Raw genomic sequence first — 23887 nt, 5'->3', positions numbered from 1 at the left:
AAGCATTTATGGCTGTATTGCGCATGAATGATAAGAAGTAGCAGCTCCCCCCACCGTACTGCCACCACATTGGCAAAATGGTGGGGGATTTTTTTACCGTCATACCTAAGTCACTCAAAGGTTAACGGTATGAATTGGGATGTAGAATGCGACGATACAGGTAGAATTTTCAAATTTGCTTCTGTCGTCTTTCTTTTTGGTGGATGAGGGACGCAAGTAATAGCAAGGGGTACCGCCAATAATATGGAGGTACCCCTAAGTGGGTTCTATTTGACAAGTTCGTTCTGCGCTTGATAACTTTCGATTACATTTTGATAGCCGGGAAGGTGGGCAGCCAGTAAAGCACCAAAACCTTCGACGTCGTTGCGCCAATCCCGTTGTAGCTCGCACGCTACACTAAACCAGTTCATAAGCTGCGCGCCTGCATGTGCCATGCGCATTAACGAGGCTTCCGCTACCTGTTTGCTGAAAGTGCCAGAAGCGTCGGTGACGACAAATGCTTCATATCCTGCATGAAGAGCGGAAAGTGCGGGGAAGCTTACGCAGACATCGGTAACCACACCAGCAATGATAAGTTGCTTCTTGCCAGTTGCCTGGATCGCTTTTACAAAATCCTCATTATCCCACGCATTGATCTGTCCTGGACGAGCAATCTTAGGCGCGTCTGGAAAGAGTTCGACGAGTTCCCTGATCAATGGACCGTTTGGACCACTCTCGAAGCTCGTGGTAAGAATGACAGGCAAATTGAAAAATTTCGCGGTCTTTGCTAAAGCCAGAACATTGTTCTTGAATTCATCAACCCCGTAATCACGCACAAGTCCAGAGATAAGGCCGGTTTGATGATCAATCAGAAGAACAGCAGCATCATTTTTAGAAATACGGGAATAGAGATCAGTCATTTAAGAATCCTCCTCAAAAACAAGTAACAACTCTAACATGTCTATTCGAAATGAAAAGTTTCATTCACGAATTTGAACAAACTGCTTAAAACGATAGATTTTGTTTTATTCCTGCGCTTCCCTATCATGTTTGACTCGATATAGAAAAATACACTATGATAATCAAGCTGTTACAAATGCTTGCTGTATCAATGTTTGCAGTCGATTCTCTCATTTACTGTGTTACAATAAAATAACGAGGTCGATCAAAGGCGTATATGGCTGTTTTACGCATGGATGATAAGAAGTAGGCCTGACCTTCTGTCAGGTCTTTTCTATTAAAGAGGTTGTCAAAAAGTCTTCTTTAGAACAACTCAATTTTATAAGGAGGGAAAGGGACATGATGCCACAATCGGTTTACATTCACATTCCCTTTTGTACGAATAAATGTTACTACTGTGACTTCAACTCATTTGTGACGAACAATCCGCAGCTCATTTGGGATTACTTAGACGCATTGAAAAGCGAAATGGAGATCACCTTCAGCCAGCAGCCGATCGAGCAGGTGAAAACGATTTTTGTCGGCGGAGGGACGCCTACGTTTCTCGATCATGCCCAAATGCGCGCGTTTTTGGAAATAGTACAAAAGCAATTGGGCAAGTACTGGGCGGATGATATCGAGTTCTCGATGGAAGCCAATCCGGGAACAACAGACGTGGAAAAGCTGCGGATCATGCGTGAGCTGGGTGTCAATCGTCTGAGCTTTGGTGTGCAGTCCTTTGACGACGCGCTCTTAAAACGACTGGGACGAATCCACGACCAGGAAGCCGTGTACCGCAGTATCGATAATGCGAAAAAAGTAGGCTTCGACAACTTCAGCATCGACCTGATGTTTGGATTGCCGGATCAGACACTGGACATTTTCCGCCAGACGTTGGACAAGGCGTTTGGGCTAGGCACCACCCATTTCTCGGCATATAGTCTCAAGGTGGAGGAAAACACGTTGTTCCACACACTCTACCAGAAGGATCAGCTGCCACTGCCATCTGAAGAGACAGAGCTTGAGATGTACATGGTATTAATAGAAGAGATGGAGCGTCATGGATACGAGCAGTATGAAATCAGCAATTTTGCAAAACCGGGCTTCGAGAGCAAACATAATAAAACCTATTGGCTCAATCGTGAATACTATGGATTGGGTGCAGGTGCCCATGGCTATGTGTGCGGCCATCGACACGTAAATGCTGGCCCGCTTGCGATTTACATGCAGAAGTGCAAGGAAGGGCTACCGCGTGTAGAACAATTCGAGGTACCGCGCGTGGATGCCATGGAGGAACAGATGATTTTGGGGCTGAGGTTGAGAGAAGGAGTTGACCTTTCCGCGTTTGCATCCCGTTTTGGCGCAACGGTTCATGATGTTTTTGGGACAATAATAGAAGAAGAGGTAGCCAAAGGAATGCTGGAAGAACAGGAAGGGTTTTTGAAGCTGTCGAAACAGGGGCTTCCGCTCGGAAATGAGGTATTTGCGCGCTTTCTCCGTTAAGGATAAAGCAAAACTCGCGAAAAATGAGATTTTTTGTCTCTGGAACTAGCTCAAGTTCGTTGACAAATCCTTCTACTATTGATACCTTAGTATATAGATTTAGCACTCGATAAGCATGAGTGCTAACAATCCAACAGGAGGCGAGCGACATCCATGTTATCAGACCGTCAACAAATGATTTTAAACGCGATTGTCGATAATTACATTCATTCTGCCGAACCTGTTGGCTCCCGAACCATTTCCAAACGGGAGGACATCGGATTCTCTTCGGCAACGATACGCAACGAGATGTCTGACTTGGAAGAGCTGGGGTACTTAGAACAGCCACACACATCGGCGGGACGTGTTCCTTCTACAAAAGGATATCGCTTCTACGTTGATAACTTGATTCAGCCTCATCTTTTGGAGGATACTGAGTTGGGTAAACTAAAACAGTTGTTTGCCGAGCGTATTCTCCACGCAGAACAAGTGGTAGAGTACACTGCCCAAATTCTCTCTCAGTTGACAAACTACACGGCGATTGTCTTGGGTCCAGAGATTTTTGAGCATCGGTTAAAACATATTCAAATCGTTCCTCTCAGTGCTGCACAGGCTGTCGCGATTGTGGTGACGCATACCGGACGAGTGGAGAACAAGCTGATCGATCTTCCAGAAGGCATTGGTGCCGGGGAAATCGAGAGACTCGTCAATCTGTTGAATGCAAAGCTGTCCGACGTGCCACTATGGCAGCTTCGGCAACGTCTTTATCAGGAGATTTCCGGTGAAATGCAGCGTCATACGGAGCAGTATGAAGAAATTCTTCAGTTCCTCAACAACTCGCTGACACAAGAAGAAGAACGAGTATACTTACGCGGTGCGACCAAGATCATGAACCAGCCGGAATTCCGAGACGTGGATAAAGTCAAGGATATTCTCGAGCTATTAGAGCAGCACGATCAATTGATGAATGTGATCGGCATGCAGGGTGATGGTCTCACGGTACGCATCGGACAGGAAAACCAGCTAGACGCGATTAAGCAATGCAGTATTATTACCACTTCTTATTCGCTTGGAGGCAAGCCAGTAGGAATGGTGGGGATACTTGGGCCGACACGAATGGAATACGGCAAGGTCATTACTGTGCTCAACCATTTGGCGGAAGGCCTATCGCGCATGCTGACTTCGCAGTTTGAGAAATAAATGGAGTGAATGGCTAAACAGTCTTTTGACTGGGGAAAGCCGCCAGGAGGTAGTGACGTTGAGCGAGGAAAAAGTAACGCAAGACCCGACTCTCGAGGAAGAACAAGTAGCAAAGGATGCAGACCAAACAGAAACATCCGAGATGAACTGGGAGCAAGAGGCTGCTCACTGGCAGGCTCAGGCTGAGGATCACCAAAACCGCATGCTGCGTGCCATGGCCGATATGGATAACCTCCGCCGCCGTGTTCGCAAAGAGCAGGAAGATCTGGCTAAATACGCTTCTCTTAAAATCGTGGAAGAGCTTCTGCCAGTTCTCGATAACTTCGAGCGAGCACTTGCCGCTGACAAGGAATCCATGACAGTAGACTCCCTCTTGGAGGGTGTAAACATGGTATATCGTCAGATGGTCCAAGTTTTCGATAAAGAAGGCTTGGCTGCAATCGAGGCAAAAGGAAAACCATTTGACCCTCACATCCACCAGGCGGTTATGCAAACACAAGACCCTGAGTTTGATTCAGGTGTCGTTGTAAACGAGCTGCAAAAAGGATATATGTTCAAAGACCGCGTCGTTCGTCCGGCGATGGTTCAAGTAAACGAGTAAACCCAAATTACTTAAAATCACTAGATGTATAGTGTTAGGAGGACATTTTGTATGAGTCGCGTAATCGGAATTGACTTGGGAACAACCAACTCTTGTGTAGCGGTAATGGAAGGCGGAGAGCCTGTCGTTATTGCCAATGCGGAAGGAAACCGTACCACACCATCCGTAGTAGCATTTAAAAACGGCGAGCGAATCGTTGGGGAAGCGGCAAAACGCCAAGCTATCACGAATCCAGACAATACCGTAATCTCCATCAAGCGCCACATGGGTACTGCTCATAAAGAAACGCTTGAAGGCAATGCATACTCGCCTGAGCAGATTTCTGCTATGATTCTGCAAAAGCTGAAAGCAGACGCGGAAAGCTACCTTGGTCAACCTGTGACGCAGGCAGTGATTACGGTTCCAGCATACTTCAATGACAGCCAACGCCAAGCAACAAAAGACGCTGGTAAAATCGCTGGTCTGGAAGTACTGCGTATCGTGAACGAACCAACTGCAGCTGCTCTTGCATACGGTATGGAGAAAACAGAAGATCAAACTGTTCTCGTATTCGACTTGGGCGGCGGTACCTTTGACGTATCCATTCTCGAATTGTCCGACGGCTTTTTCGAAGTAAAAGCGACCTCCGGTGATAACAAGCTGGGTGGAGACGACTTTGACGATGTAGTTATGAACTACCTGGTGAGTGAATTCAAAAAAGAACATGGCATCGATCTATCCAAGGATCGTATGGCACAACAACGTTTGAAAGACGCTGCTGAAAAAGCGAAGAAAGACCTGTCCGGTGTTCTGACTACGACCATTTCTCTGCCGTTCATTACAGCAGATGCAACCGGTCCAAAACACTTGGAGATGAACCTGACTCGCGCAAAATTCGAAGAGATCTCCGCTGATTTGGTAGAGCGTACAATGGGCCCAACTCGTCAAGCACTGAAAGATGCTGGACTGACTCCTAGCGAATTGGATCGCGTTATTCTGGTCGGTGGTTCTACTCGTATCCCAGCGGTACAAGAAGCAATTAAGAAATTTACAGGTAAAGAACCACATAAAGGTGTAAACCCAGACGAAGTAGTAGCGCTGGGAGCGGCTGTGCAAGCAGGCGTACTGACTGGTGACGTGAAAGACGTCGTACTTCTTGACGTAACTCCACTCTCCCTCGGTATCGAAACATTGGGTGGCGTATTCACCAAGTTGATTGATCGCAACACGACGATCCCAACAAGCAAATCCCAAGTGTTCTCTACAGCTGCTGACAACCAAACATCTGTAGAAATCCACGTTCTCCAAGGTGAGCGTCAAATGGCGAACGACAATAAATCTCTCGGTCGCTTCAACCTGTCCGATATCCCGCCAGCGCCACGCGGCATCCCGCAAATCGAAGTATCCTTCGATATTGACGCGAACGGTATCGTAAACGTACGTGCAAAAGACCTGGGTACAGGTAAAGAGCAACGTATCACGATCACTTCTAACTCGGGTCTGTCCGACGATGATATCGATCGCATGGTAAAAGATGCTGAGTTGAATGCAGAAGCGGACAAACAACGCAAAGAGCAAGTAGAAGTTCGCAACGAAGCTGACCAACTCGTATTCACGACTGAGAAAACACTGAAAGAAGTAGAAGGCAAGATCGACCAAGCTGAAATCGACCGCGCTAACGCTGCGAAAGATAAAGTGAAAGCTGCTCTGGAAGGCGGCAACATCGAAGAGATCAAGACAGCGAAAGATGAACTGTCCGAGATCATCCAACAAATTTCGGTGAAGCTCTATGAGCAGGCTGCTCAAGCGCAAGCAGCTCAAGGCGGCGGCGCTGAAGGTCAAGAGCCGAAGAAAGACAATGTTGTTGATGCTGACTACGAAGTGGTAGACGATAAAAAGTAACACGCTGGAACTGTGAGGGGAGAGGTTTCTTCCCTCACTTCCCACGATGTGACCCATGAAAGTCAAAGTCACGGAATGCTGACTTTGACTTTTTTTCAAGTCTGTCACATGCTATGATAACAGTTGACTGTCATGGGAGTGATATAGGAGATGAAACGTGATTTATACGAGGTTCTTGGCGTAGCAAAGGAAGCGGACGCTGATGAAATCAAAAAAGCGTATCGCAAGCTGGCACGTCAGTACCATCCCGATGTAAATAAAGAGGCTGACGCGGAAGAAAAGTTCAAAGAAGTAAAGGATGCGTACGACATCCTGTCCGAGCCACAAAAGCGTGCGCAATATGACCGTTTCGGTCACCAAGACCCGAATCAGGGCTTCGGTGGCGGAGGTTTTGATGGATCAGGCATGGGCGGCTTCGGAGATATTTTTGATATGTTCTTCGGTGGTGGCGGCAGACGTTCGAATCCAAATGCACCGCGCAAAGGATCTGACCTGCAATTTGGCCTCAGCATTGACTTTATCGACGCGATTTTTGGAAAAGAAACCGACGTGGAAATTCCAAAAGAAGCAGAATGCGATACGTGCCTTGGTTCTGGTGCGAAGCCTGGTTCCGGTGTAGATACATGTAAGACTTGTAGTGGTACAGGACAACAAGAAGTGGTGGCGAACACACCATTCGGCCGAATCGTCAATCGCCGTGTTTGCTCGACTTGCGAAGGCAAAGGGAAAGTTGTCAAAGAAAAATGTTCAACTTGCCGAGGCAGTGGACGTGTCAAAATACGCCGCAAAATTCATCTCAACATCCCAGCGGGTGTGGACGATGGAGCACAATTGCGCGTAACAGGCGAGGGAGAACCGGGCGCAAACGGTGGACCTTCTGGAGATTTGTACGTCGTATTGCGTGTGAAGAGTCATGAGTTTTTCGAGCGTGATGGAAATGATATTTACTGTGAGGTTCCGCTTACTTACGCACAGGCAGCACTTGGAGATGAGATCGAAGTGCCGACTGTCGATGGTCGCGTGAAGTTGAAGATCCCGGCGGGTACCCAAACAGAAACATTCTTCCGTTTGCGTGGAAAAGGTGTTCCGCATTTGCGTGGAAACGGCCGTGGTGATCAGCATGTGAAAGTGCGCGTCATTACGCCGACCAAGCTGAGCGATAAACAAAAGGAATTGTTGCGTGAGCTCGCCGAACTGTCTGGAGAAAAGCCAGGACAGCATGGGGGAGAAGACGAAAGCTTTTTCGAAAAAATGAAACGGGCATTCCGCGGCGAGTAATCCGTCGCGGTTTTGTCCGCTTTTTGCCTAAAGTTTCATGTAGCGAAGTCGATTAAATGAAAAGCCCGATTGGGAGCTTATGTGGGGAGTGGTAGATTCGTGAAATGGTCAGAAATCAGTATCCATACTACAGCGGAGGCTACGGAGGCGGTGTCAAGCCTCTTGTATGAGTTGGGTGCCAATGGTGTCGTAATTGAAGACCCGGAGGTGCTATATCGTGAGTGGGATACCCCCTTTGGCGAAATCTACCAGCTTTCTCCTGATGATTTTCCGGCCGAGGGCGTATTCGTTAAAGCATACCTGCCGGTTGACAGCAGCGAGCTGCTTGACGTTGTAGAAGAGCTGAAAGAGCAATTGGCGCAGTTGATCGAGTACGGTCTGGATATCGGCAAGGCATCGATTGCTGTAAACGATGTCCACGAAGATGAATGGGCCCACGCCTGGAAAAAATATTACAAACCGGTTCATGTGTCTGATCGCATGACCATTAAGCCAGTATGGGAAGAGTACGAGCCGAAGCATCCAGATGAGATCATTATCGAGATGGACCCAGGCATGGCGTTTGGAACAGGTACACATCCGACGACCATCCTTTGTCTGCGTGCACTCGAGAAGTATATGGCAAAAGGCGATCAGGTGTATGATGTTGGGACAGGCACAGCTATTTTGAGTATTGCTGCTATCAAGCTCGGAGCAAAAGATGTGCTAGCGATGGACTTGGATGAAGTAGCCGTACGCTCTGCACAGGCCAATACCGAATTGAATGGTGTGCATGAGCATATCAACGTGAGACAAAACAACTTGCTAGACGGCATCGAGGAGCAGGTGGAAGTGGTCGTGGCTAACATTTTGGCAGAAGTCATCGTGCGTTTCACCGATGATGTATTCCGCGTGTTGAAGCCAGGTGGCACCTTTATCTCATCAGGTATTATTGCTGCACGTGAAGCGGATGTGAAAGCGGCGTTGGCGGCTTCAGGTCTTGAGGTCGTGGAAACCATTTTCATCGATGACTGGGTAGCAATTGTAGCAAAAAAACGATAGAATAGTGGGGTTGGCGAGATGCAACGATATTTTGTCGAGCCACATTCCTTTACTGAGAATGAGCTAACGATTGTCGGAGACGATGTACACCATATCGTAAATGTAATGCGTGCTCGGGAAGGCGAAGAAATCATCGTTTCTGATGGAGCGGGCAAGTCGGCACGGGCCAAGCTTGTCTATCTTTCTGCCAAGGAAGTACGGGCAGAAGTAATGGAAATGCTTCAAGAAGAACGAGAACTGCCGATTCGAGTCACAATTGGTCAGGGGCTTCCAAAAGGCGAGAAGCTGGAGTGGATTTTGCAAAAGGGGACGGAACTTGGGGCGTACTCTTTTTTCCCGTTTTCTTCTGAGCGAACCATTGTAAAGCTGGACGCCAAAAAAGAAGCGAAAAAACTGGAGCGTTGGCGCAAAATTGTCAAGGAGGCTGCTGAACAGTCTCATCGTGCTGTTTTGCCAGAGCTTTTATCTCCTGTTTCATTTCGTGAGATACTTCAAGCTGGCCAGTCGTATACCCATTGCGCAATTGCTTATGAAAAAGAAGGCAGTACGACGATTCATCCAGTGCTAGAAGAGATGACTGCGGGTGATTCACTTCTCGTCCTCGTTGGACCGGAGGGAGGCTTCTCTCCTGAGGAAGTGGCCCAAGCAGAGAGCAAAGGGTTCCTGACGGTTTCCCTCGGCCCGCGCATTTTGCGTACGGAAACGGCAAGCCAGTACGTTTTGGCCTGCGCTTCCTATCAGTTTGAACGAAAGGCTTCATCACTTCGCAAAGGATGAGCAGGAACGAAACGGTCATGACCGTTTCGTTGACCGCAAGCGGTCACATCCACTTTTATGAAAAACGTCGAGGCGTTTTTCACGGAAAAGGAGGAATGGCAATGTCTACCGTTGCTTTTCATACATTGGGCTGTAAAGTAAACAGCTATGAAACAGAGGCCATCTGGCAATTGTTCAAGGCAGACGGCTACGAGAGAGTTGACTTTGAACAAGATGAAGCAGATGTTTACGTCATTAATACTTGTACGGTTACGAACACGGGAGATAAGAAGAGCCGCCAAGTGATTCGTCGTGCGATTCGCCGCAATCCTGAGGCGATCGTAGCCGTAACTGGCTGCTATGCGCAAACCTCTCCAAGTGAGATTGCGCAAATTCCCGGTGTAGATATCGTAGTTGGTACACAAGGGCGCGAGAAGCTGATCGAGTACGTGGATCAAATTCGTGCAGAACGCACACCGATCAACGCAGTAGGCAACATTATGAAAGCTCGCGAATTCGAAGAGCTGGATGTTCCTAACTTTACGGATCGCACACGTGCTTCCCTCAAGATTCAAGAGGGCTGCAACAACTTTTGTACGTTTTGTATTATTCCTTGGGCGCGCGGTCTGATGCGTTCCCGCAAACCGGAAAGCGTTGTTGAACAGGCTCAAAAGCTGGTGGAAGCAGGCTATCTGGAAATCGTTTTGACTGGGATTCATACGGGTGGATACGGCGAGGATTTGGAAGAATACAATTTGGCCAAGCTGTTGATTGACCTTCATCAAGTGGAAGGCCTCAAGCGCATCCGCATCAGTTCGATCGAAGCGAGCCAAATCACCGATGAAGTGATCGAGGTCATCAACAACTCCGATCGTGTCGTGCGCCATCTGCATGTACCGCTGCAAGCGGGAGATGACGAAGTGTTGAAACGCATGCGCCGCAAGTATACGACTGCTGAGTTTTACGAAAGAATGGTCAAAGTACGCGAAGCATTGCCAGGAGCAGCGATTACAACAGACGTCATCGTAGGCTTCCCGGGTGAGACCGAAGAGCAATTCTGGAACGGATACGAGTTTATGAAGAAAATCGGTTTTGCCGAGATGCACGTATTCCCGTACTCCATGCGTACAGGTACACCAGCAGCGCGTATGACGGATCAAATTCCTGATGAGGAAAAGAACGAGCGCGTAGCGAAGCTTCTGGAGCTCAATCAGGAATTGACCTTGGCATACTCCAAGAAATTCGTAGGGGATGTACTGGAAGTCATTCCGGAGCGTCCATATAAAGAAGCACCTGATAGCGGTCTTCTGATGGGCTATTCGGACAACTACCTGAATGTCGTCTTCCCTGGCGATGAGAGCATGATCGGCAAGATTTGCAAGGTGAGACTGGATGAACCAGGCTCGGAATACTGCAAAGGGACTTTTGTTCGCGTAGTGGAAACAGAGGCGCTGCCTTTCCTGAAGGAGCGAGCTATATGAGGGAGATATCGGCAGGAGGCGTTGTATACCAGAAGCAAGACACAGAGTACATGCTCCTATTGATTGAAGACCGCTATGGCAAAGTAACTCTCGCAAAAGGAAAGCAGGAGATGGGCGAGACCATCGAAGAAACGGCTCTGCGCGAAGTTTTGGAAGAAACAGGCGTGGCAGGACGATTGGGGTCCAAGCTCGACATGATCACCTACGTGTATACGCATCCGGTGTCGGGCGAATCCATTGACAAAGAAGTCCATTATTATTTGGTGGAAGCTTACAACACAGAGATCACCGTACAGCTAGAAGAAATCAATGATGTTCATTGGCATCCAGCAAAGGAAGCTTGGGATTTGCAACTGCAACGAGGATACCGTAACAATGACAGCATTTTTCGCCTTGCATTCGAACAATTAGGGATAGAGGTGTAGTTCTATGAACATGAACAAATATATCGACCACACGCTGTTGAAGCCTGATGCTACACAAGAGATGATTGACAAGCTGTGCCAAGAAGCAAGAGAGCACGATTTCATGTCTGTATGCGTAAACCCTTATTGGGTAAAACGCTCTGCTGAACTCCTGGCAGGCTCTGATGTGAAAGTGTGCACGGTTATCGGATTCCCTCTGGGAGCGAGCACTATCGAGTCCAAAGCAGCCGAAACCCGCGATGTGATTGCAAACGGAGCGACTGAGGTAGATATGGTACTGAACGTAGGTGCACTGAAATCCGGTGACCTGGAAACTGTCAAAAAAGACATCGCTGCTGTGAAGCAAGCTGCTGGCGATATTCTCTTGAAGGTGATTCTGGAAACTTGCCTTTTGACCGAAGAAGAAAAAGTAGTCGCGTGCAAGCTCTCCGTAGAGGCTGGTGCTGATTACGTAAAAACCTCCACAGGATTTTCAACAGGTGGAGCAACGGTTGAAGATATCGCCCTGATGCGTAAAACCGTAGGACCAAATGTAGGCGTAAAAGCGTCTGGTGGTGTTCGTGATGACGAAACAGCGCTTGCTATGATCGAAGCAGGCGCGAGCCGTGTCGGTACGAGTTCCGGTGTTTCCATTGTAACTGGAGCAAAAACAACAGGCAGCGGATACTAATACGAAAGAAAAGCCTGGCCGAGGAAAGGCCGGGCTTTTTCCGTCCTGTATGCTGATGTTCCTATAGAGAGAGGATAGGGAGCGGGGAGGAGATTAGCAAAATGAAATTTGTTAAAGGAATCGTCATCCTGTTGGCTTTTTATGGGGTAGGCGTAGCTGCGAGCAAATGGCTGCATATTCCCCTGCCCGGTAACCTGGTGGGAATGCTGCTGTTAACACTGGGACTGTGTATGGGATGGATACGAATGGATTGGGTGGAACAAGCGGGTACTTTTCTGATCCGACACATGTTGCTCTTTTTCGTACCGATCATTGTCGGAGTTGCTTCCTATTTAAACGTATTCACGCAAAATCCATTGCCAATCATACTATCGATGGTTCTCGGTCCATTGCTAGTCATGCTTGTGACTGGTGTGGTTGTGCAATGGTATTTGAAGCATCATAAACAAAAATCAGAATCGTCCTTGCAGCAAGAGGGGAGGACTCTGGATGCTTAGTCAATTTTTCGCCATTTTGGTATCGATAGCAGGGTACAAAGGTGCAACAATGATCAGCGCTCGATTCCAACGGTTGCAGCCTCTTTTGGTGGCTGTGATCTTGGTCTGGACCATGTGGTGGGCGTTTAGCGGCGATTGGGAGGCATTTGCTGCCGGAGGCCAGTGGATTTCCTTTTGGCTCGGGCCAGCAACGGTTGCACTCGCTATTCCACTAGCTAAACAGATCAAGGAATTTGCTCATATTTGGCGCGGTGTTTTGCTTGGTGTATGTGCAGGCTGTGCAGTTGCGATTTTCGTCGTTATTGGGGTTCATTGGTTTCTGGGTTCAGATGAGCTCGTATACAAAAGCATGCTTAGCAAATCCGTGACCACCCCGATTGCGTTGGAGCTGAGCCGTTCCATAGGTGGGGAACCTGCACTTGCAGCCTTTTTTACCGCATTGACAGGGATGGTTGGTGTCATGATTGCCCGTCCTGTTCTCAAATGGGGTAGGATCACAGATGATTGGGCAATCGGGATCGCTATCGGTACGAGTGCACACGCCATTGGTACGGCTAGCTTGAACCGCGTTTCTCCTGTTCAGACGGCAGCGTCCAGCGTCGCAATGATCGTGGCAGGCGTCATTACTTCAATCTACTTGATACCATTTTCTTTCTAAAGGTGAGGTCAGTAGGACGACGCTTATCAGGGATTAGCCATTGAATAAACCGGGCAATCTGCGGGACGAATGGCAGTGCGACCAACGAGCAGACGAGATTGAAGATAGTCTGTGAATGGGCGATCTGCATAGAAGGACTATCCGTTAAAAATGCACTGACGAGGGCAAGCTGGGAAAGAAACGGTAAAAAAACAATCGCGCCTGCGACGTTGAAGAGCGTATGGCACCATGCGACCTGCTTGGATGCCGTATTCGTGCCAATCGCAGCGATGACAGCGGTAAAGCAAGTCCCGACGTTCGCTCCCAATACGATGGCGAGTGCCGTTTCCATCGAAAGAATTTGATGACTGAGCAGGCCCATCGTGATCACGGTCGTAGCGGAACCGCTATGGATGAGAGCGGTGAAAATGATCCCGGTAATCAAACCGATCCAGATGGAATGGCTGCTCTCCAGAAAAAGCGAACGAAACGTCTCAGACTGTTCCAAAGGCTTCGCCATGACTTTCAATGTATCGATTCCGAGGAAGATCAGTCCGAAGCCAGCGACGACGAGACCAATGCAACGAATGTTTCGGCGCGGCATCAGCCATAGTGCGACTCCAATGAGAAGCATGGGGATGGCAAAGGACTCGAGCTTGAGCGCAACCAGCTCCGTTGTCACTGTCGTGCCCAGATTGGTTCCCAATATGATGCCGACGGTTTGTGTGAACTGGATGATGCCTGCGTTCGTCAGCCCAATCGTCAGGACAGTTACCGCACTGGAGCTTTGCAAGACAAAAGTAGCGAAGAGACCAATCCAGAAGCTATGGAGCGGGGTACGAGTAAATCGCCCCATCCATTCTTCCATTTTTTTGCCGGCGAGGTTTTGAAAGCCGGAGCGCATGGCGTACATACCGAAAAGAAAAAACGTGAGCCCAAAGGTAAAAGGGGCGAGGATGGAGACTATCACAAGATACGTTCCTCCCTGTCCATTTTTAGCAAGTTACTATAACGCTATGCCTGTACAAGGGCAAGCATGACAAGAGGAGGAATAGCTGCATGGCACGTGTGCTATTGAATCAACATCGGAAAAAGCGGCTAGAAGTAGGACATCCGTGGATTTTTCAATCAGAGGTATTAGAAATTCAAGGGGATGTAGAACCAGGTGAAATCGTCGAGGTCACCAATCACAAAGGACATTTTTTGGCAAAGGGCTACATCAACCCTGCTTCACAAATGATCGTGCGCATATTGAGCTACGACCAAAAGGAAGAGATCGACTATGACTTCTTCTTACGCAAAATCAAGCAGGCGGCAGAATTCCGGACGAGATTTGTGGACAACCCACGGGCTTGCCGTGTCATTTACGGGGAAGCCGATTTTTTGCCAGGACTCATCGTCGACCGCTACGAAGACACATTGGTTGTCCAAGTCCTCTCATTGGGGATGGAGAAGCGCATCGATTGGATTCGAGATGCACTGGTAGAGGTATTTGCACCGACTGGTATTTATTTGCGCAATGATGTACATGTCCGTGAACTGGAAGGGCTGACACAAGGAAAAGAAGTCCTGTACGGAGAGTGTCCGCGTGAGGTATTGATCGAAGAAAACGGATTGAAATACTATGTCGATATCGTAGAGGGGCAAAAGACCGGCTTTTTCTATGATCAGCGGGAAAATCGTGCTTCCATCGCGCCATTGATGAAAGGCTGGGGCGAAAAGCACGGCATTTCCCTGACGAGTATGGAAGTAGACGGTGAGACAAAGCAAGTGCCTGTAGACAAGCGCGGTAAAGTGGTCAAAAATCCGTTTTGGGATGGCGCTGAGGTATTGGAATGCTTTACACACACTGGTTCCTTTACCCTAAATGCTTGCAAGCACGGTGCGAAAAAAGTGACAGCCCTCGATATTTCCGATCACGCTATCGAAACAGCGAAGCGAAACATTACACTCAATGGCTTCTTGCATCGCGTTGATTTTGTGGTGGCCAATGCGTTTGATTACTTGCGTGAAAATGTAGAGGCAGGCAAGAACTGGGATGTGGTCATTCTTGACCCACCAGCGTTTGCGAAATCGCGTGGGGCAGTGAAAGGCGCTTGCCGCGGTTACAAAGACATTAACTTAAATGGGATGAAGCTCGTTCGTCCAGGCGGATTTCTCGTTACAGCGTCTTGCTCGTACCATATGTCACCTGAGCTGTTCCTGCAAACGATTCAAGAGGCAGCGGTCGATGCGAAAAAGATTTTGCGCCTGATTGAATGGCGAGGCGCGGGCAAGGATCATCCGCAAATCAGTGGGGCTGATGAGGCTCATTACTTGAAATTTGCCATCTTTGAAGTAAGAGATCGTCGATAGAGAAAAAGAAAAACAGCGTCCGCTTTAAAACGGCGCTGTTTTTCTTTTGGCTTCATTCTGATTTAAGACTTTGGTTTTTCAAAAATCAATTCGAAGTATTTGGCCATACCGTCGCCCCCGATGCTTGGAGCAAAGATTTGCACCAAACGCCAGCCTTCCTTGGCGTGCTCGTGGACAACGGTCTGATAATCTTCTTTTGGTTGGCGTCGAAAAGAGGACAGCTCAACTCGGACGAATTTGTATTCAAACATGTTCTTTCCCCCCGCTTGTATCGTCTCTCTTTTTATACGCGCGACGAGCGGAAAGAGTTGCAAAAGAATGTGAATCATTTCGAATAAAGAAATAAGTGCTCATGACAATTGCTTGTCATTTTTTACACGCCTGACGAGATCGAGAGCCTGCTTGAACCCCAGTTCCTTGCCTAAAAAGACTTGTCCTTCGGCGGGGGTAGAAGCGCGGGCCTGGCTTAAGTTCTGAAGCTCGTGGGACAAGAGATGCTCGACCAGATATAGCTGTACCTGACCAATTTCCCGTTCGCTTTTCCGATCACGCTCCTTGAATTTAGCCCGCTGCTGACTTTCCTCCACGTACTTGTCAATATCATCCTCCAAAAAATGGGAGGCATTGCAGATGATATGGCGGTAGTCATCCGTCTTAGAGGGAATGGTACGGATGGTGTGACCGAGATGGGCGAGGAGAAATTTGTTCAAGACGATTGAGTCTCGGGTGTAGTTGTTATGCAGCAGGGAGTATTCCCCCAAGAAAGACCCGCTTTCCTTATCATAGCTGTGCAATAAAGTGTAAGAAGAACAATATGTGCAGTACATCAAATAATCTCTCATGGAAATCCCTCCAAAAAATAGCTCCATGACAGGAATTTTATTTATATGGTATGAGAAAAAACGTGAGCAGGTGATACTTGCTTCTCTTGTTTTTGGCGTTTGGTTTGTGTATGCTAAATGACGGGCTCGGCCCGGTAAATAGAGCAGATGTTGGGCTTTTGCATAGCATAGGAGAGAGTAGAAACTGGGTAGACTCTCCGGTTTCATACGGAGGGGAAAGGAGCATGACACAGATGGGAAATCAAAAGATTCGACTGGGCATTATTTATGGAGGAAAATCCTCAGAGCATGAAGTTTCATTGCGCACGGCCATGTCCATTATGCAGGCCGTAGATGCAAATAAATATGAGGTAACACCTGTGTACGTTCAATTGGATGGCTCTTGGGTGACTGGAGAAACACTGGCAGGACAACTGCCGGATAAGATCGAAGCGTTGCGCTTATCGGCAAAAACGCCAGCCATTACCGAGACAACAGAAACAGGGCAAGAGCTGGCAATCGCAAGCAAGCAAGGATCGCTGTTTGCCATGAATGAGCAAATGGATGTTGTTTTCCCTGTGGTTCACGGACCATTTGGCGAAGATGGGACGATCCAGGGACTGCTGGAATTGGCGAATATCCCGTACGTGGGAACCGGAGTAATGGCTTCCGCTGTCGGAATGGATAAATGGATGATGAAGACCGTCTTTGCACAGGCTGGACTTCCGCAAGTGAAATATGTAGGCTTACTGCGCTCGCAATGGGAAAAAGGCCAGGACGATGTCATGGATCGGATCGAGCGTGAACTCGGCTATCCGTGTTTCGTCAAACCAGCGAATATGGGTTCCAGCGTAGGGATTAACAAAGCGAAAAATCGTGAGGAGCTCAAGCACGCATTAGAGGTAGCTGCCAAATTTGACCGCAGATTGATCGTGGAAGAGTTCGTTCAAGCACGTGAGTTGGAGATTGGCGTTTTGGGGAATGAAGAGCTGATGACATCTGTCGTTGGGGAAGTCATTGCCGCTAAAGAATTTTACGATTACGAAGCCAAGTACAAGGGGGCGGGAACAGAGCTCTCCATTCCTGCCATCGTTCCCGCGCATGTATCCGAACAAATCGCGGAAATTGCCAAGCAGGCATTCCAAGCACTCGATGGCTCTGGCCTTTCCCGCGTTGACTTTTTCTGGGATGAGAAGAACGACAAGCTCTATATCAATGAAGTGAATACGATGCCAGGCTTTACGCCGTTTAGCATGTATCCAATGCTTTTCCAAGCTGCGGGTGTGAGCTACAGCGAGCTGATCGATCGTCTGGTGCAACTCGCTATCGAGCGACATGCGGATAAAGGTCGCAATGTCGTCGATGCGGAAGAGTTGGACTAATCATGAGAAAAAAGATGCTGATGAATCGGCATCTTTTTTCTTTTTGTGTAGGATGATGGAACTAATTTCTGTCAGACTATCTCTCCTAACTGTACATGCTGAATATTATCACTTGAAATGAGAATGATAATCGTTTACATTATTTATGGGACGTTTTACCAGTTATGTAAGTCACAATGCTTGAATAAAAAATGGATCAAGCAAGAGGAGAGGTAACATGTTCGTAGTCAAGCATATCGCAGAGCATGCAACGATGCAGAGCTTTCTCAATTGTTATCTCCGAGAAACAGGTAGGGGCGAGTGGATCAATCGGAAAGATGAGATTACGAAGCAGCTAACGAAAATCATACAACCGAGTTCAACAGGTACGTACCTTCATTGCGAACTCCCGCATCAGGGGATTTCCCTCTATGTCGGTGTCAAATATCATTCGGTGACAGGCAGGCATTTGTTTCATTATCCAGCTTGCTACCGAAGTGGTGACTGTACTCGTTTCGTTCAGGCGGACTATTTGACATTAGCGGTTCTTTTGATTAAAGAACTAACGCTTCAGCATGGGGAAAATGCAGTTCCAGATGAATTAGTCTTGCGTATGATTCAAAGCTGCCAAAGCATTGAGAAATTTGTTAGGACTCGCCAAAGTAATGCGGAGAGTTTATATGGAGTGGAACAAAGCTTCATCGAAGCAGAGCAGGCACTTTTGTTCGGTCACTTGTTCCATCCAACACCGAAGAGTCAGCAAGGAATTCCTGAGGCCAAGCAAGCGTTGTATGCACCAGAGTGTTGCGGGAAGTTTCAACTCCATTTGTTTGCTGCCCATCCATCGATTGTTCACGAAAAATCTGGGTTAACAGAATCCGCTACGCAATTACTGAAGGGTGAGTTTCCTTCGATATCTGATGTCGATCCATCATTTTCAATCGTCCCGATTCATCCACTTCAAGCAGAATGGTTGCTTGAACAGGTAGCCATACAATCCTTGATCGAGAAAGGGTTGCTTCTTTACTTGGGACCAGCGGGTGAGGAGTATATGGCAACATCCTCTCTCCGAACGGTTTATCACCCTGAAAAGAAATATATGCTCAAGCTGTCCGTCCCAATCAAAGTTACGAATTCTTTACGGATCAATAAGTTAAGTGAGATGGAGATTGGTTTAGAGGCGAAGCAACTTTTTGAAACAGGGATCGGTGAGGTGAATCGCAAGTATCCGGGCTTTGGCTTTATCTCTGATCCGGCTTACATCACGATCATGTTGGAGCAGGAAGAAGAAACGGGATTTGAAGTAATCCTGCGTGATAATCCCTTTATGGGGAGTAATGCAGAGCAAGTCACGCAAATTGCTGCGCTTGTGCAAGATCCACTTCCTGGTTACAAGAGTAGGTTGGCAACGATCATTCACCATCTGGCACAAAAGGAAGGTAAGGCACTGGAAGTAGTTAGTTTGGAATGGTTTAAGCGGTATGTAGATATTTCATTGAAGCCAATGGTATGGCTCTATCTAAAGTACGGAATCGGCTTGGAAGCCCATCAACAGAATAGTGTTGTCACTCTTAAAGACGGATACCCCGATCAGTTCTTTTATCGTGATAATCAAGGCTACTATTTCTCAGAATCGATGCAAGAAGTATTAGAGACAGAATTGCCTGGGGTTGGCAAGGCGAGTAGGAACATTTACAAAGACCATCTTGTAGACGAGCGTATCACTTATTATATAATTTTTAACCATATGTTTGGACTCATTAATGGATTTGGAACGGAAGGATTAATTGATGAACAAATCTTATTGGCAGAGATGCATGAGGTTTTGACGGAGTTTTTACCGATGAATCGAGAGGCGTCGAAGTTTCTAGAGAATCTACTTACTCGCGAACAGCTTCCGTGTAAGGCGAATCTGCTCACGCGCTTCTATGATCTGGATGAATTAACCCAACCGGAAGAGAGATCATCTGTTTTTGTTTACATAGATAACCCTTTAGCAAAAGTAAAGCAGACCGAAAAGGCTGGGCTGCATGCTTTTGGATAGCTTGCTAGCATCTAGCTTGAAGAGATTTGGAGGATATAAGGTATGGAGTTAACAATACAAGATTTCTCGGTTGAAGAGGCACTTCACTCGACACAGTACGTGCAGGTGAGAAGAAGGGTGTTTCGACAATGCATCGAGTCTTTGTTATATGAGGGAATTTTGATTCCTGAGATCCTGCAAGAGGGTGAAGAGACGATTTACACGCTACATGGGCTTGATGAGGGGGATCTGCCTGTTCGCTATCGTTGCCGAGGGCGGAGGAGTGCGAGTTTTGGACTGGTTCGTTTAGGGAAGGCCCTCGTTACTCGTGTTGTTTACGATCAAAGCGGAGTTGCACAGCAAGAGTCTGAAGCGATTTCCCTCACTCGTTTTTTAGTGGAAATCTTCCGAAAGAATACGGTAGATGAACAAAGACTGAAGCTATTTGCTAATGATTTGGAACAAACGTTGTTAAAGGATACATTGTCCCAATACTATCGAGTACAAAATGATATTCGGATGCAGGGCAAATCGTACGATGAGCTGGAAGGTGATCTGATGGACGGTCACCCTTACCATCCTAGCTATAAATCACGTGTTGGATTTACCTACGTAGATCATTATGCCTATGGTCCTGAATTTAAGCAGGAAGTTCATTTTCTTTGGTTAGCGATAAAAAAACAATATTCTCAAGTGTCCATTGATCAAGGCAGAAATTTCGATGACCTTCTTTTGGCTGAAATAGGCCAGGAACAAAAAGAAGTCTTTCAGCAAATCATCATCAATCATGGATACGCGCCTGATGAGTATGCCTTCGTGCCTGTCCATCCTTGGCAGTGGCGTAATCATATCGTGCCTGGATTCCTGGACGATATCCATCGCAAAGAGATCATTGTGCTAGGAGTAGGCACTGATGGTCATCGTCCACAACAATCCATCCGCACCTTTGCTAACAAAAGTAATCCGCATAAACCGTATCTTAAACTCTCGATCAACGTAGTGAATACTTCAGCGCCACGTCATCTCACCCCGCACTCACTGGCAAGTGCCCCCATTGTTTCGAGGTGGCTCAAGGGAATTACGGACGCAGATTCGTATTTACGAGACGTGCAAAAGGTGATCATGCTCCAAGAGTTTGCGGCAGTGGCATACGATCCTCCCCCTGCTTCTGAACTGGTGGAAATGGTTACATTCGGGGTAATTGGGTGCATGTGGAGAGAAAGTCTCATTCCTCATCTCGAAGCGGGAGAAGATGCGGTTCCTTATAACGTATTAGCGGCAGTAGAAGTGGATGGGGTGCCATTCATTGATCGTTGGATTCGTGAGCAAGGGCTAGAGAATTGGCTTTCGCGATTATTGGAAAGCAGTGTATTGCCAGTTGTTCATATTCTTGTGAAACATGGAATTGCAATGGAAACCCACGCGCAGAATATGATCCTGGTGCATCGGGATGGTGTCCCTTCTCGGGTAGCATTGAAGGATTTCCATGAAGATTTGATTTTTTGCCAACCGTTCTTGAGTGGGCCAGACAAATGCCCGAACTTCGCGGAAGTGCATGAATATTACGCAACGAAGCCCGATGATGTGATGTTTCACATGAATGAAACATCAACAGTCAGAGATTTGACATTGGAGACTTTATTTCTGATCAATCTGGGGCAACTCGCACGGCTGTTAGAGGAGCACTACGGATATGCCGAAGAGCAATTCTGGGAGATGGCCGTTAAGGTATTGGAGAGTCACCAACAACGTTTCCCGGAATTGGCGGAGCGATTTAAGCGATTTGATCTGTTTGTTCCAAGCGTGCAGGTAGAGAAATTGACCAAGAAAAAGCTATATACGACGAACGAGAACTATCATTTACATGAAGTTCCCAATCCTTTGTTCGAGGCAAGGAAAAGGCTTCATTCCATGGCTGTGGGAGGTTACTAGCATGTTCATAGTGAATCAAAATGAGATTTCTGTGCATGAAATGGAGAGACATAAGCAAGGATTCGAAAGCATGGATCATTTTCGACAGCCGGAAGGAAAGAGGTACGCAGTCTGCATAGCTGACCCACTTGACGTGATCAGTCTTGTCCAATATTTGCGTGAGTATAATGCCTCCGTGCTGTTAATTCATGGAGAAACGCCAATGGAAACAGCCTATCAGATGGCAGTGAAGGCAAGGTGTTATGGGCTTGTTTATCAGGAGACGAAGCATTTCATGTCCATCACGGATAAACAACAGAGCGAAAAACCATCGCTCTACCAATATAGCTCAGGTACTACAGGAGACGCGAAGCTAATCGGGAGAAGCTGGGATGATATCCAAACAGAAATTCATGCCTACAACCAGTTGTTTCAGGGAGAGGAAGCGTTAACCCCGATCGTGCTGGCATCGGTGACACATTCGTATGGATTGATATGTGGAGTTTTGGCAGCGCTGGAACGAGGTAGTAAACCTTCGATTGTGACGCACAAAAATCCCAAGTTTGCTTTGCAAGTGATTCAAGATACTCCTAAGCATATTGTTTATGGTCTGCCAGTCTTTTATCACATCTTATCTAGCTTTACGCGAGAGCAGGTACGCTTTCACCGGTTAATGACATCAGGAGCTCCCATGCCAGAAGGCTTGTTTCTAAAGCTACAAGGCATGAGCGACATCTTGATGCAACAATATGGATGCTCCGAGGCGGGTTGCGTCAGTATGAGTAAACAGATGCGGACACATACAGATCTGGGGGTTCCCCTTTCCCATGTAACAATGACAACAGGTGATAATGAAGAACAACCCGGTGAAATTAAGATTTGGAATGGACAGAACGAAATAGCGACGCAGGATTTAGGTTTCTGGACAGGAGAAGGACATATTCAATTTGTATCAAGGATGGATGATGTGATAAACGTCTCTGGCTTAAAGGTATTTCCTTTAGAGGTCGAGGACGTCGTTTTGAAAATGAGTGGAACAAAAGAAGTGGTCGTGTATCGTGGACGTCATCCGGTCATGGGAGAGATTGTGAAGGCGCAGGTTATTACAGAGGGAGGAACTACTCCTGAACAAATCAGGGAATGGTGCCAAGATCGTTTGCCAGGCTATAAAGTCCCATTTGAAATCCAATGTGTGACGAGCATTCCTAAGACAGCCACAGGAAAAATCAGCCGTCGTTTATTAGAAATGGAGACGATCAGCAAATGACACGAACAGAAAAAATCGAGCAAATCCATACGATCATGAGCGAAAAATTAAAATTATCGCATATCCTCACGCTAGAGGAGTCCATGCGATTGAATGAGGATCTACATATTGATTCGATTATGCTATTGCAACTGATTGTTTATATCGAGGAAGATTTGCACTTGGTAGTTCCTGCTCATGAGTTAGATCCACGAATCTTCCAAACTGTTGGATCACTCCTTACTTTTGTTGAACAGCTGGAACCGCAGCATGTATCGAATTAGCGTCTATCCAAACATCGAGTGGGGGATACAGAATGGTTAAGGTTCATTGCATTATTTCATGCCTATGCGAAGTGATTAAGCGCCGCACAAAAATTGATTATCGTCCCTATTATTTTGGTATATGGGATGCCGAGTATTCCATTACCGATCAAGGTGCAGTCACGTATTATATTGATAACCATGAGGAGATTATCAAGGGTTATGAACGACTTTTCCGAGCGAAAGTAACAGAATGGTATGATCATTCCCAAGATAAAGCCTCCAATTTGGACACGTTCTTAGAGCTAATTGATAAGCGTACCGAGGATCAGTTTGTCCTTGTTCAGATAGACATGTCGCTGGTTCCAGAGCGAGATAATAAATTTGCGTTGAAGCCATTCCCGCATTTTTTGATGATTTCAAAGACGGAGAACGAAGATGAGTGGTTTATGTTTGACCCGGATTTTCGTTGGGAGGGCAATGTGAAGAAGGAGACGGTGATCAAAGCCTTCTTAGAAAATCTGTTTGGTGGCGGTTTTATGGTAGATGCGAGTGAAATTAAGGAACCAACCTATGAAATGATCCACGACTATTTCTACAGCGCACTCAAACGTGATCATAATCCCTTTACCCTTGAGTTGAAGCAATTGATTACAGACATGGCAGAAGGGCGTAATGGATACAGCTTGGACATGTTGCTTGCGGCAGTGACTCAGGTGAAGGTGATTGCGATCCGTAAATACAGCTACGAGTATGCATTCCTATATCTGCAAGATTACTTGCAATACCATCGTGATGAGTTTTTGCGCATCGCATATAAAGTAGAGGACATCTACCAAGGGTATACGACAGCTCAGTACTTGTCTGTCAAAATGGCGATGACCAAGAATATGGCGTTGTTACCGCCGATTATCGAGGCGTTAGAAGAGATTGATCTGATTGAACTTGAAGTGAAAAAAGAGTTGGAACGTCAGTTTGTTCTGTGGACCCAAATGGATAAAAGTCTTGTCACTGTAGACGAAAAAGGGTGGAGGTAAAGG

23 protein-coding genes are annotated in these 23887 nt (G+C 47.0%); 19 read left to right on the top strand and 4 right to left on the bottom strand.

All coding sequences use genetic code 11. The annotated features are described in order from the left end of the window. Window positions 1-266: 266 nt before the first annotated feature. Window positions 267-899, bottom strand: a complete 633-nt coding sequence (ycaC, locus tag ACM6JA_RS04045) for an isochorismate family cysteine hydrolase YcaC (RefSeq protein ID WP_173611483.1) — start codon at window positions 897-899, stop codon at window positions 267-269. Window positions 900-1278: 379 nt separating this feature from the next. Between ycaC and hemW the strand changes: the two genes are divergently transcribed. The 12 genes from hemW (at window position 1279) to ACM6JA_RS03985 (ending at window position 12888) form a co-directional block, all read left to right on the top strand. Further along, window positions 1279-2421: a radical SAM family heme chaperone HemW gene (gene hemW, locus ACM6JA_RS04040; RefSeq protein WP_414851301.1), complete on the top strand. Its 1143-nt coding sequence runs from the start codon at window positions 1279-1281 to the stop codon at window positions 2419-2421. Between the two features lie 153 nt (window positions 2422-2574). Next, window positions 2575-3600, top strand: coding sequence for a heat-inducible transcriptional repressor HrcA (gene hrcA / locus ACM6JA_RS04035; RefSeq protein WP_414851300.1), 1026 nt, complete (start codon window positions 2575-2577; stop codon window positions 3598-3600). A 58-nt stretch (window positions 3601-3658) separates the two neighbouring features. After that, window positions 3659-4201, top strand: a complete 543-nt coding sequence (grpE, locus tag ACM6JA_RS04030) for a nucleotide exchange factor GrpE (protein ID WP_414851299.1) — start codon at window positions 3659-3661, stop codon at window positions 4199-4201. A 51-nt stretch (window positions 4202-4252) separates the two neighbouring features. Continuing rightward, entirely contained in the window at window positions 4253-6082 is a 1830-nt protein-coding gene (gene dnaK, locus ACM6JA_RS04025; protein ID WP_376899502.1) for a molecular chaperone DnaK, read from the top strand. A gap of 150 nt (window positions 6083-6232) precedes the next feature. Beyond that, on the top strand, window positions 6233-7360 hold the full coding sequence (dnaJ, locus tag ACM6JA_RS04020; RefSeq protein ID WP_414851298.1) for a molecular chaperone DnaJ: 1128 nt from the start codon (window positions 6233-6235) through the stop codon (window positions 7358-7360). 99 nt (window positions 7361-7459) lie between these two features. Further along, window positions 7460-8401, top strand: a complete 942-nt coding sequence (gene prmA / locus ACM6JA_RS04015; protein WP_007727669.1) for a 50S ribosomal protein L11 methyltransferase — start codon at window positions 7460-7462, stop codon at window positions 8399-8401. Between the two features lie 18 nt (window positions 8402-8419). After that, window positions 8420-9178, top strand: coding sequence for a 16S rRNA (uracil(1498)-N(3))-methyltransferase (locus ACM6JA_RS04010; RefSeq protein WP_414851297.1), 759 nt, complete (start codon window positions 8420-8422; stop codon window positions 9176-9178). 101 nt (window positions 9179-9279) lie between these two features. Further along, window positions 9280-10638 carry a tRNA (N(6)-L-threonylcarbamoyladenosine(37)-C(2))-methylthiotransferase MtaB gene (gene mtaB, locus ACM6JA_RS04005; protein ID WP_414851357.1) on the top strand — a complete coding sequence of 453 codons (1359 nt, stop codon included), beginning with the start codon at window positions 9280-9282 and terminating at the stop codon, window positions 10636-10638. Further along, entirely contained in the window at window positions 10635-11063 is a 429-nt protein-coding gene (locus tag ACM6JA_RS04000; RefSeq protein ID WP_007727666.1) for an NUDIX hydrolase, read from the top strand. The genes mtaB and ACM6JA_RS04000 overlap by 4 nt, the downstream gene beginning before the upstream one ends. Window positions 11064-11067: 4 nt before the next feature. Continuing rightward, window positions 11068-11733, top strand: coding sequence for a deoxyribose-phosphate aldolase (gene deoC / locus ACM6JA_RS03995; RefSeq protein WP_414851296.1), 666 nt, complete (start codon window positions 11068-11070; stop codon window positions 11731-11733). Window positions 11734-11834: 101 nt separating this feature from the next. Beyond that, entirely contained in the window at window positions 11835-12230 is a 396-nt protein-coding gene (locus ACM6JA_RS03990) for a CidA/LrgA family protein (protein ID WP_007727662.1), read from the top strand. After that, window positions 12223-12888, top strand: coding sequence for an LrgB family protein (locus ACM6JA_RS03985; RefSeq protein ID WP_414851295.1), 666 nt, complete (start codon window positions 12223-12225; stop codon window positions 12886-12888). Before ACM6JA_RS03990 ends, ACM6JA_RS03985 begins: the two co-directional genes overlap by 8 nt. On the opposite strand, the gene ACM6JA_RS03980 is transcribed toward ACM6JA_RS03985, so the two are convergent. Then, entirely contained in the window at window positions 12854-13837 is a 984-nt protein-coding gene (locus ACM6JA_RS03980) for a Na/Pi cotransporter family protein (RefSeq protein ID WP_414851294.1), read from the bottom strand. The two genes, ACM6JA_RS03985 and ACM6JA_RS03980, sit on opposite strands and share 35 nt — an antisense overlap. Window positions 13838-13926: 89 nt before the next feature. Between ACM6JA_RS03980 and ACM6JA_RS03975 the strand changes: the two genes are divergently transcribed. After that, entirely contained in the window at window positions 13927-15222 is a 1296-nt protein-coding gene (locus tag ACM6JA_RS03975) for a class I SAM-dependent rRNA methyltransferase (RefSeq protein ID WP_414851293.1), read from the top strand. 62 nt (window positions 15223-15284) lie between these two features. On the opposite strand, the gene ACM6JA_RS03970 is transcribed toward ACM6JA_RS03975, so the two are convergent. After that, window positions 15285-15473 carry a DUF4177 domain-containing protein gene (locus ACM6JA_RS03970; RefSeq protein ID WP_007727654.1) on the bottom strand — a complete coding sequence of 63 codons (189 nt, stop codon included), beginning with the start codon at window positions 15471-15473 and terminating at the stop codon, window positions 15285-15287. A gap of 99 nt (window positions 15474-15572) precedes the next feature. After that, the gene (locus ACM6JA_RS03965; protein ID WP_414851292.1) at window positions 15573-16064 is read right to left on the bottom strand and encodes a hypothetical protein; all 492 of its coding nucleotides are present in this window, start codon (window positions 16062-16064) and stop codon (window positions 15573-15575) included. Window positions 16065-16297: 233 nt separating this feature from the next. On the opposite strand from ACM6JA_RS03965, the gene ACM6JA_RS03960 reads away from it, so the two are divergent. The 6 genes from ACM6JA_RS03960 (at window position 16298) to ACM6JA_RS03935 (ending at window position 23884) form a co-directional block, all read left to right on the top strand. Next, a complete protein-coding gene (locus ACM6JA_RS03960; protein WP_414851356.1) occupies window positions 16298-17425 on the top strand; it encodes a D-alanine--D-alanine ligase in 1128 nt (375 codons plus the stop codon). Between the two features lie 217 nt (window positions 17426-17642). Continuing rightward, window positions 17643-19448: an IucA/IucC family protein gene (locus tag ACM6JA_RS03955; protein ID WP_414851291.1), complete on the top strand. Its 1806-nt coding sequence runs from the start codon at window positions 17643-17645 to the stop codon at window positions 19446-19448. A gap of 42 nt (window positions 19449-19490) precedes the next feature. Continuing rightward, window positions 19491-21359 (top strand): IucA/IucC family protein, encoded by a 1869-nt coding sequence (locus ACM6JA_RS03950; RefSeq protein ID WP_414851290.1) that lies wholly within the window; start codon window positions 19491-19493, stop codon window positions 21357-21359. A 1-nt stretch (window position 21360) separates the two neighbouring features. After that, entirely contained in the window at window positions 21361-22605 is a 1245-nt protein-coding gene (locus ACM6JA_RS03945) for an AMP-binding protein (protein WP_414851289.1), read from the top strand. Next, on the top strand, window positions 22602-22868 hold the full coding sequence (asbD, locus tag ACM6JA_RS03940) for a petrobactin biosynthesis protein AsbD (RefSeq protein ID WP_414851288.1): 267 nt from the start codon (window positions 22602-22604) through the stop codon (window positions 22866-22868). Before ACM6JA_RS03945 ends, asbD begins: the two co-directional genes overlap by 4 nt. A 32-nt stretch (window positions 22869-22900) precedes the next feature. After that, window positions 22901-23884: a DUF6005 family protein gene (locus ACM6JA_RS03935; RefSeq protein WP_414851287.1), complete on the top strand. Its 984-nt coding sequence runs from the start codon at window positions 22901-22903 to the stop codon at window positions 23882-23884. Window positions 23885-23887 lie beyond the last annotated feature (3 nt).

Origin of the sequence: Brevibacillus sp. IT-7CA2, from assembly GCF_949767855.1 — a bacterium.
Classification (GTDB): domain Bacteria; phylum Bacillota; class Bacilli; order Brevibacillales; family Brevibacillaceae; genus Brevibacillus.
The sequence above is the reverse complement of the archived record's forward strand: the minus strand, read 5'-3'. Positions and strand labels throughout refer to the sequence as shown.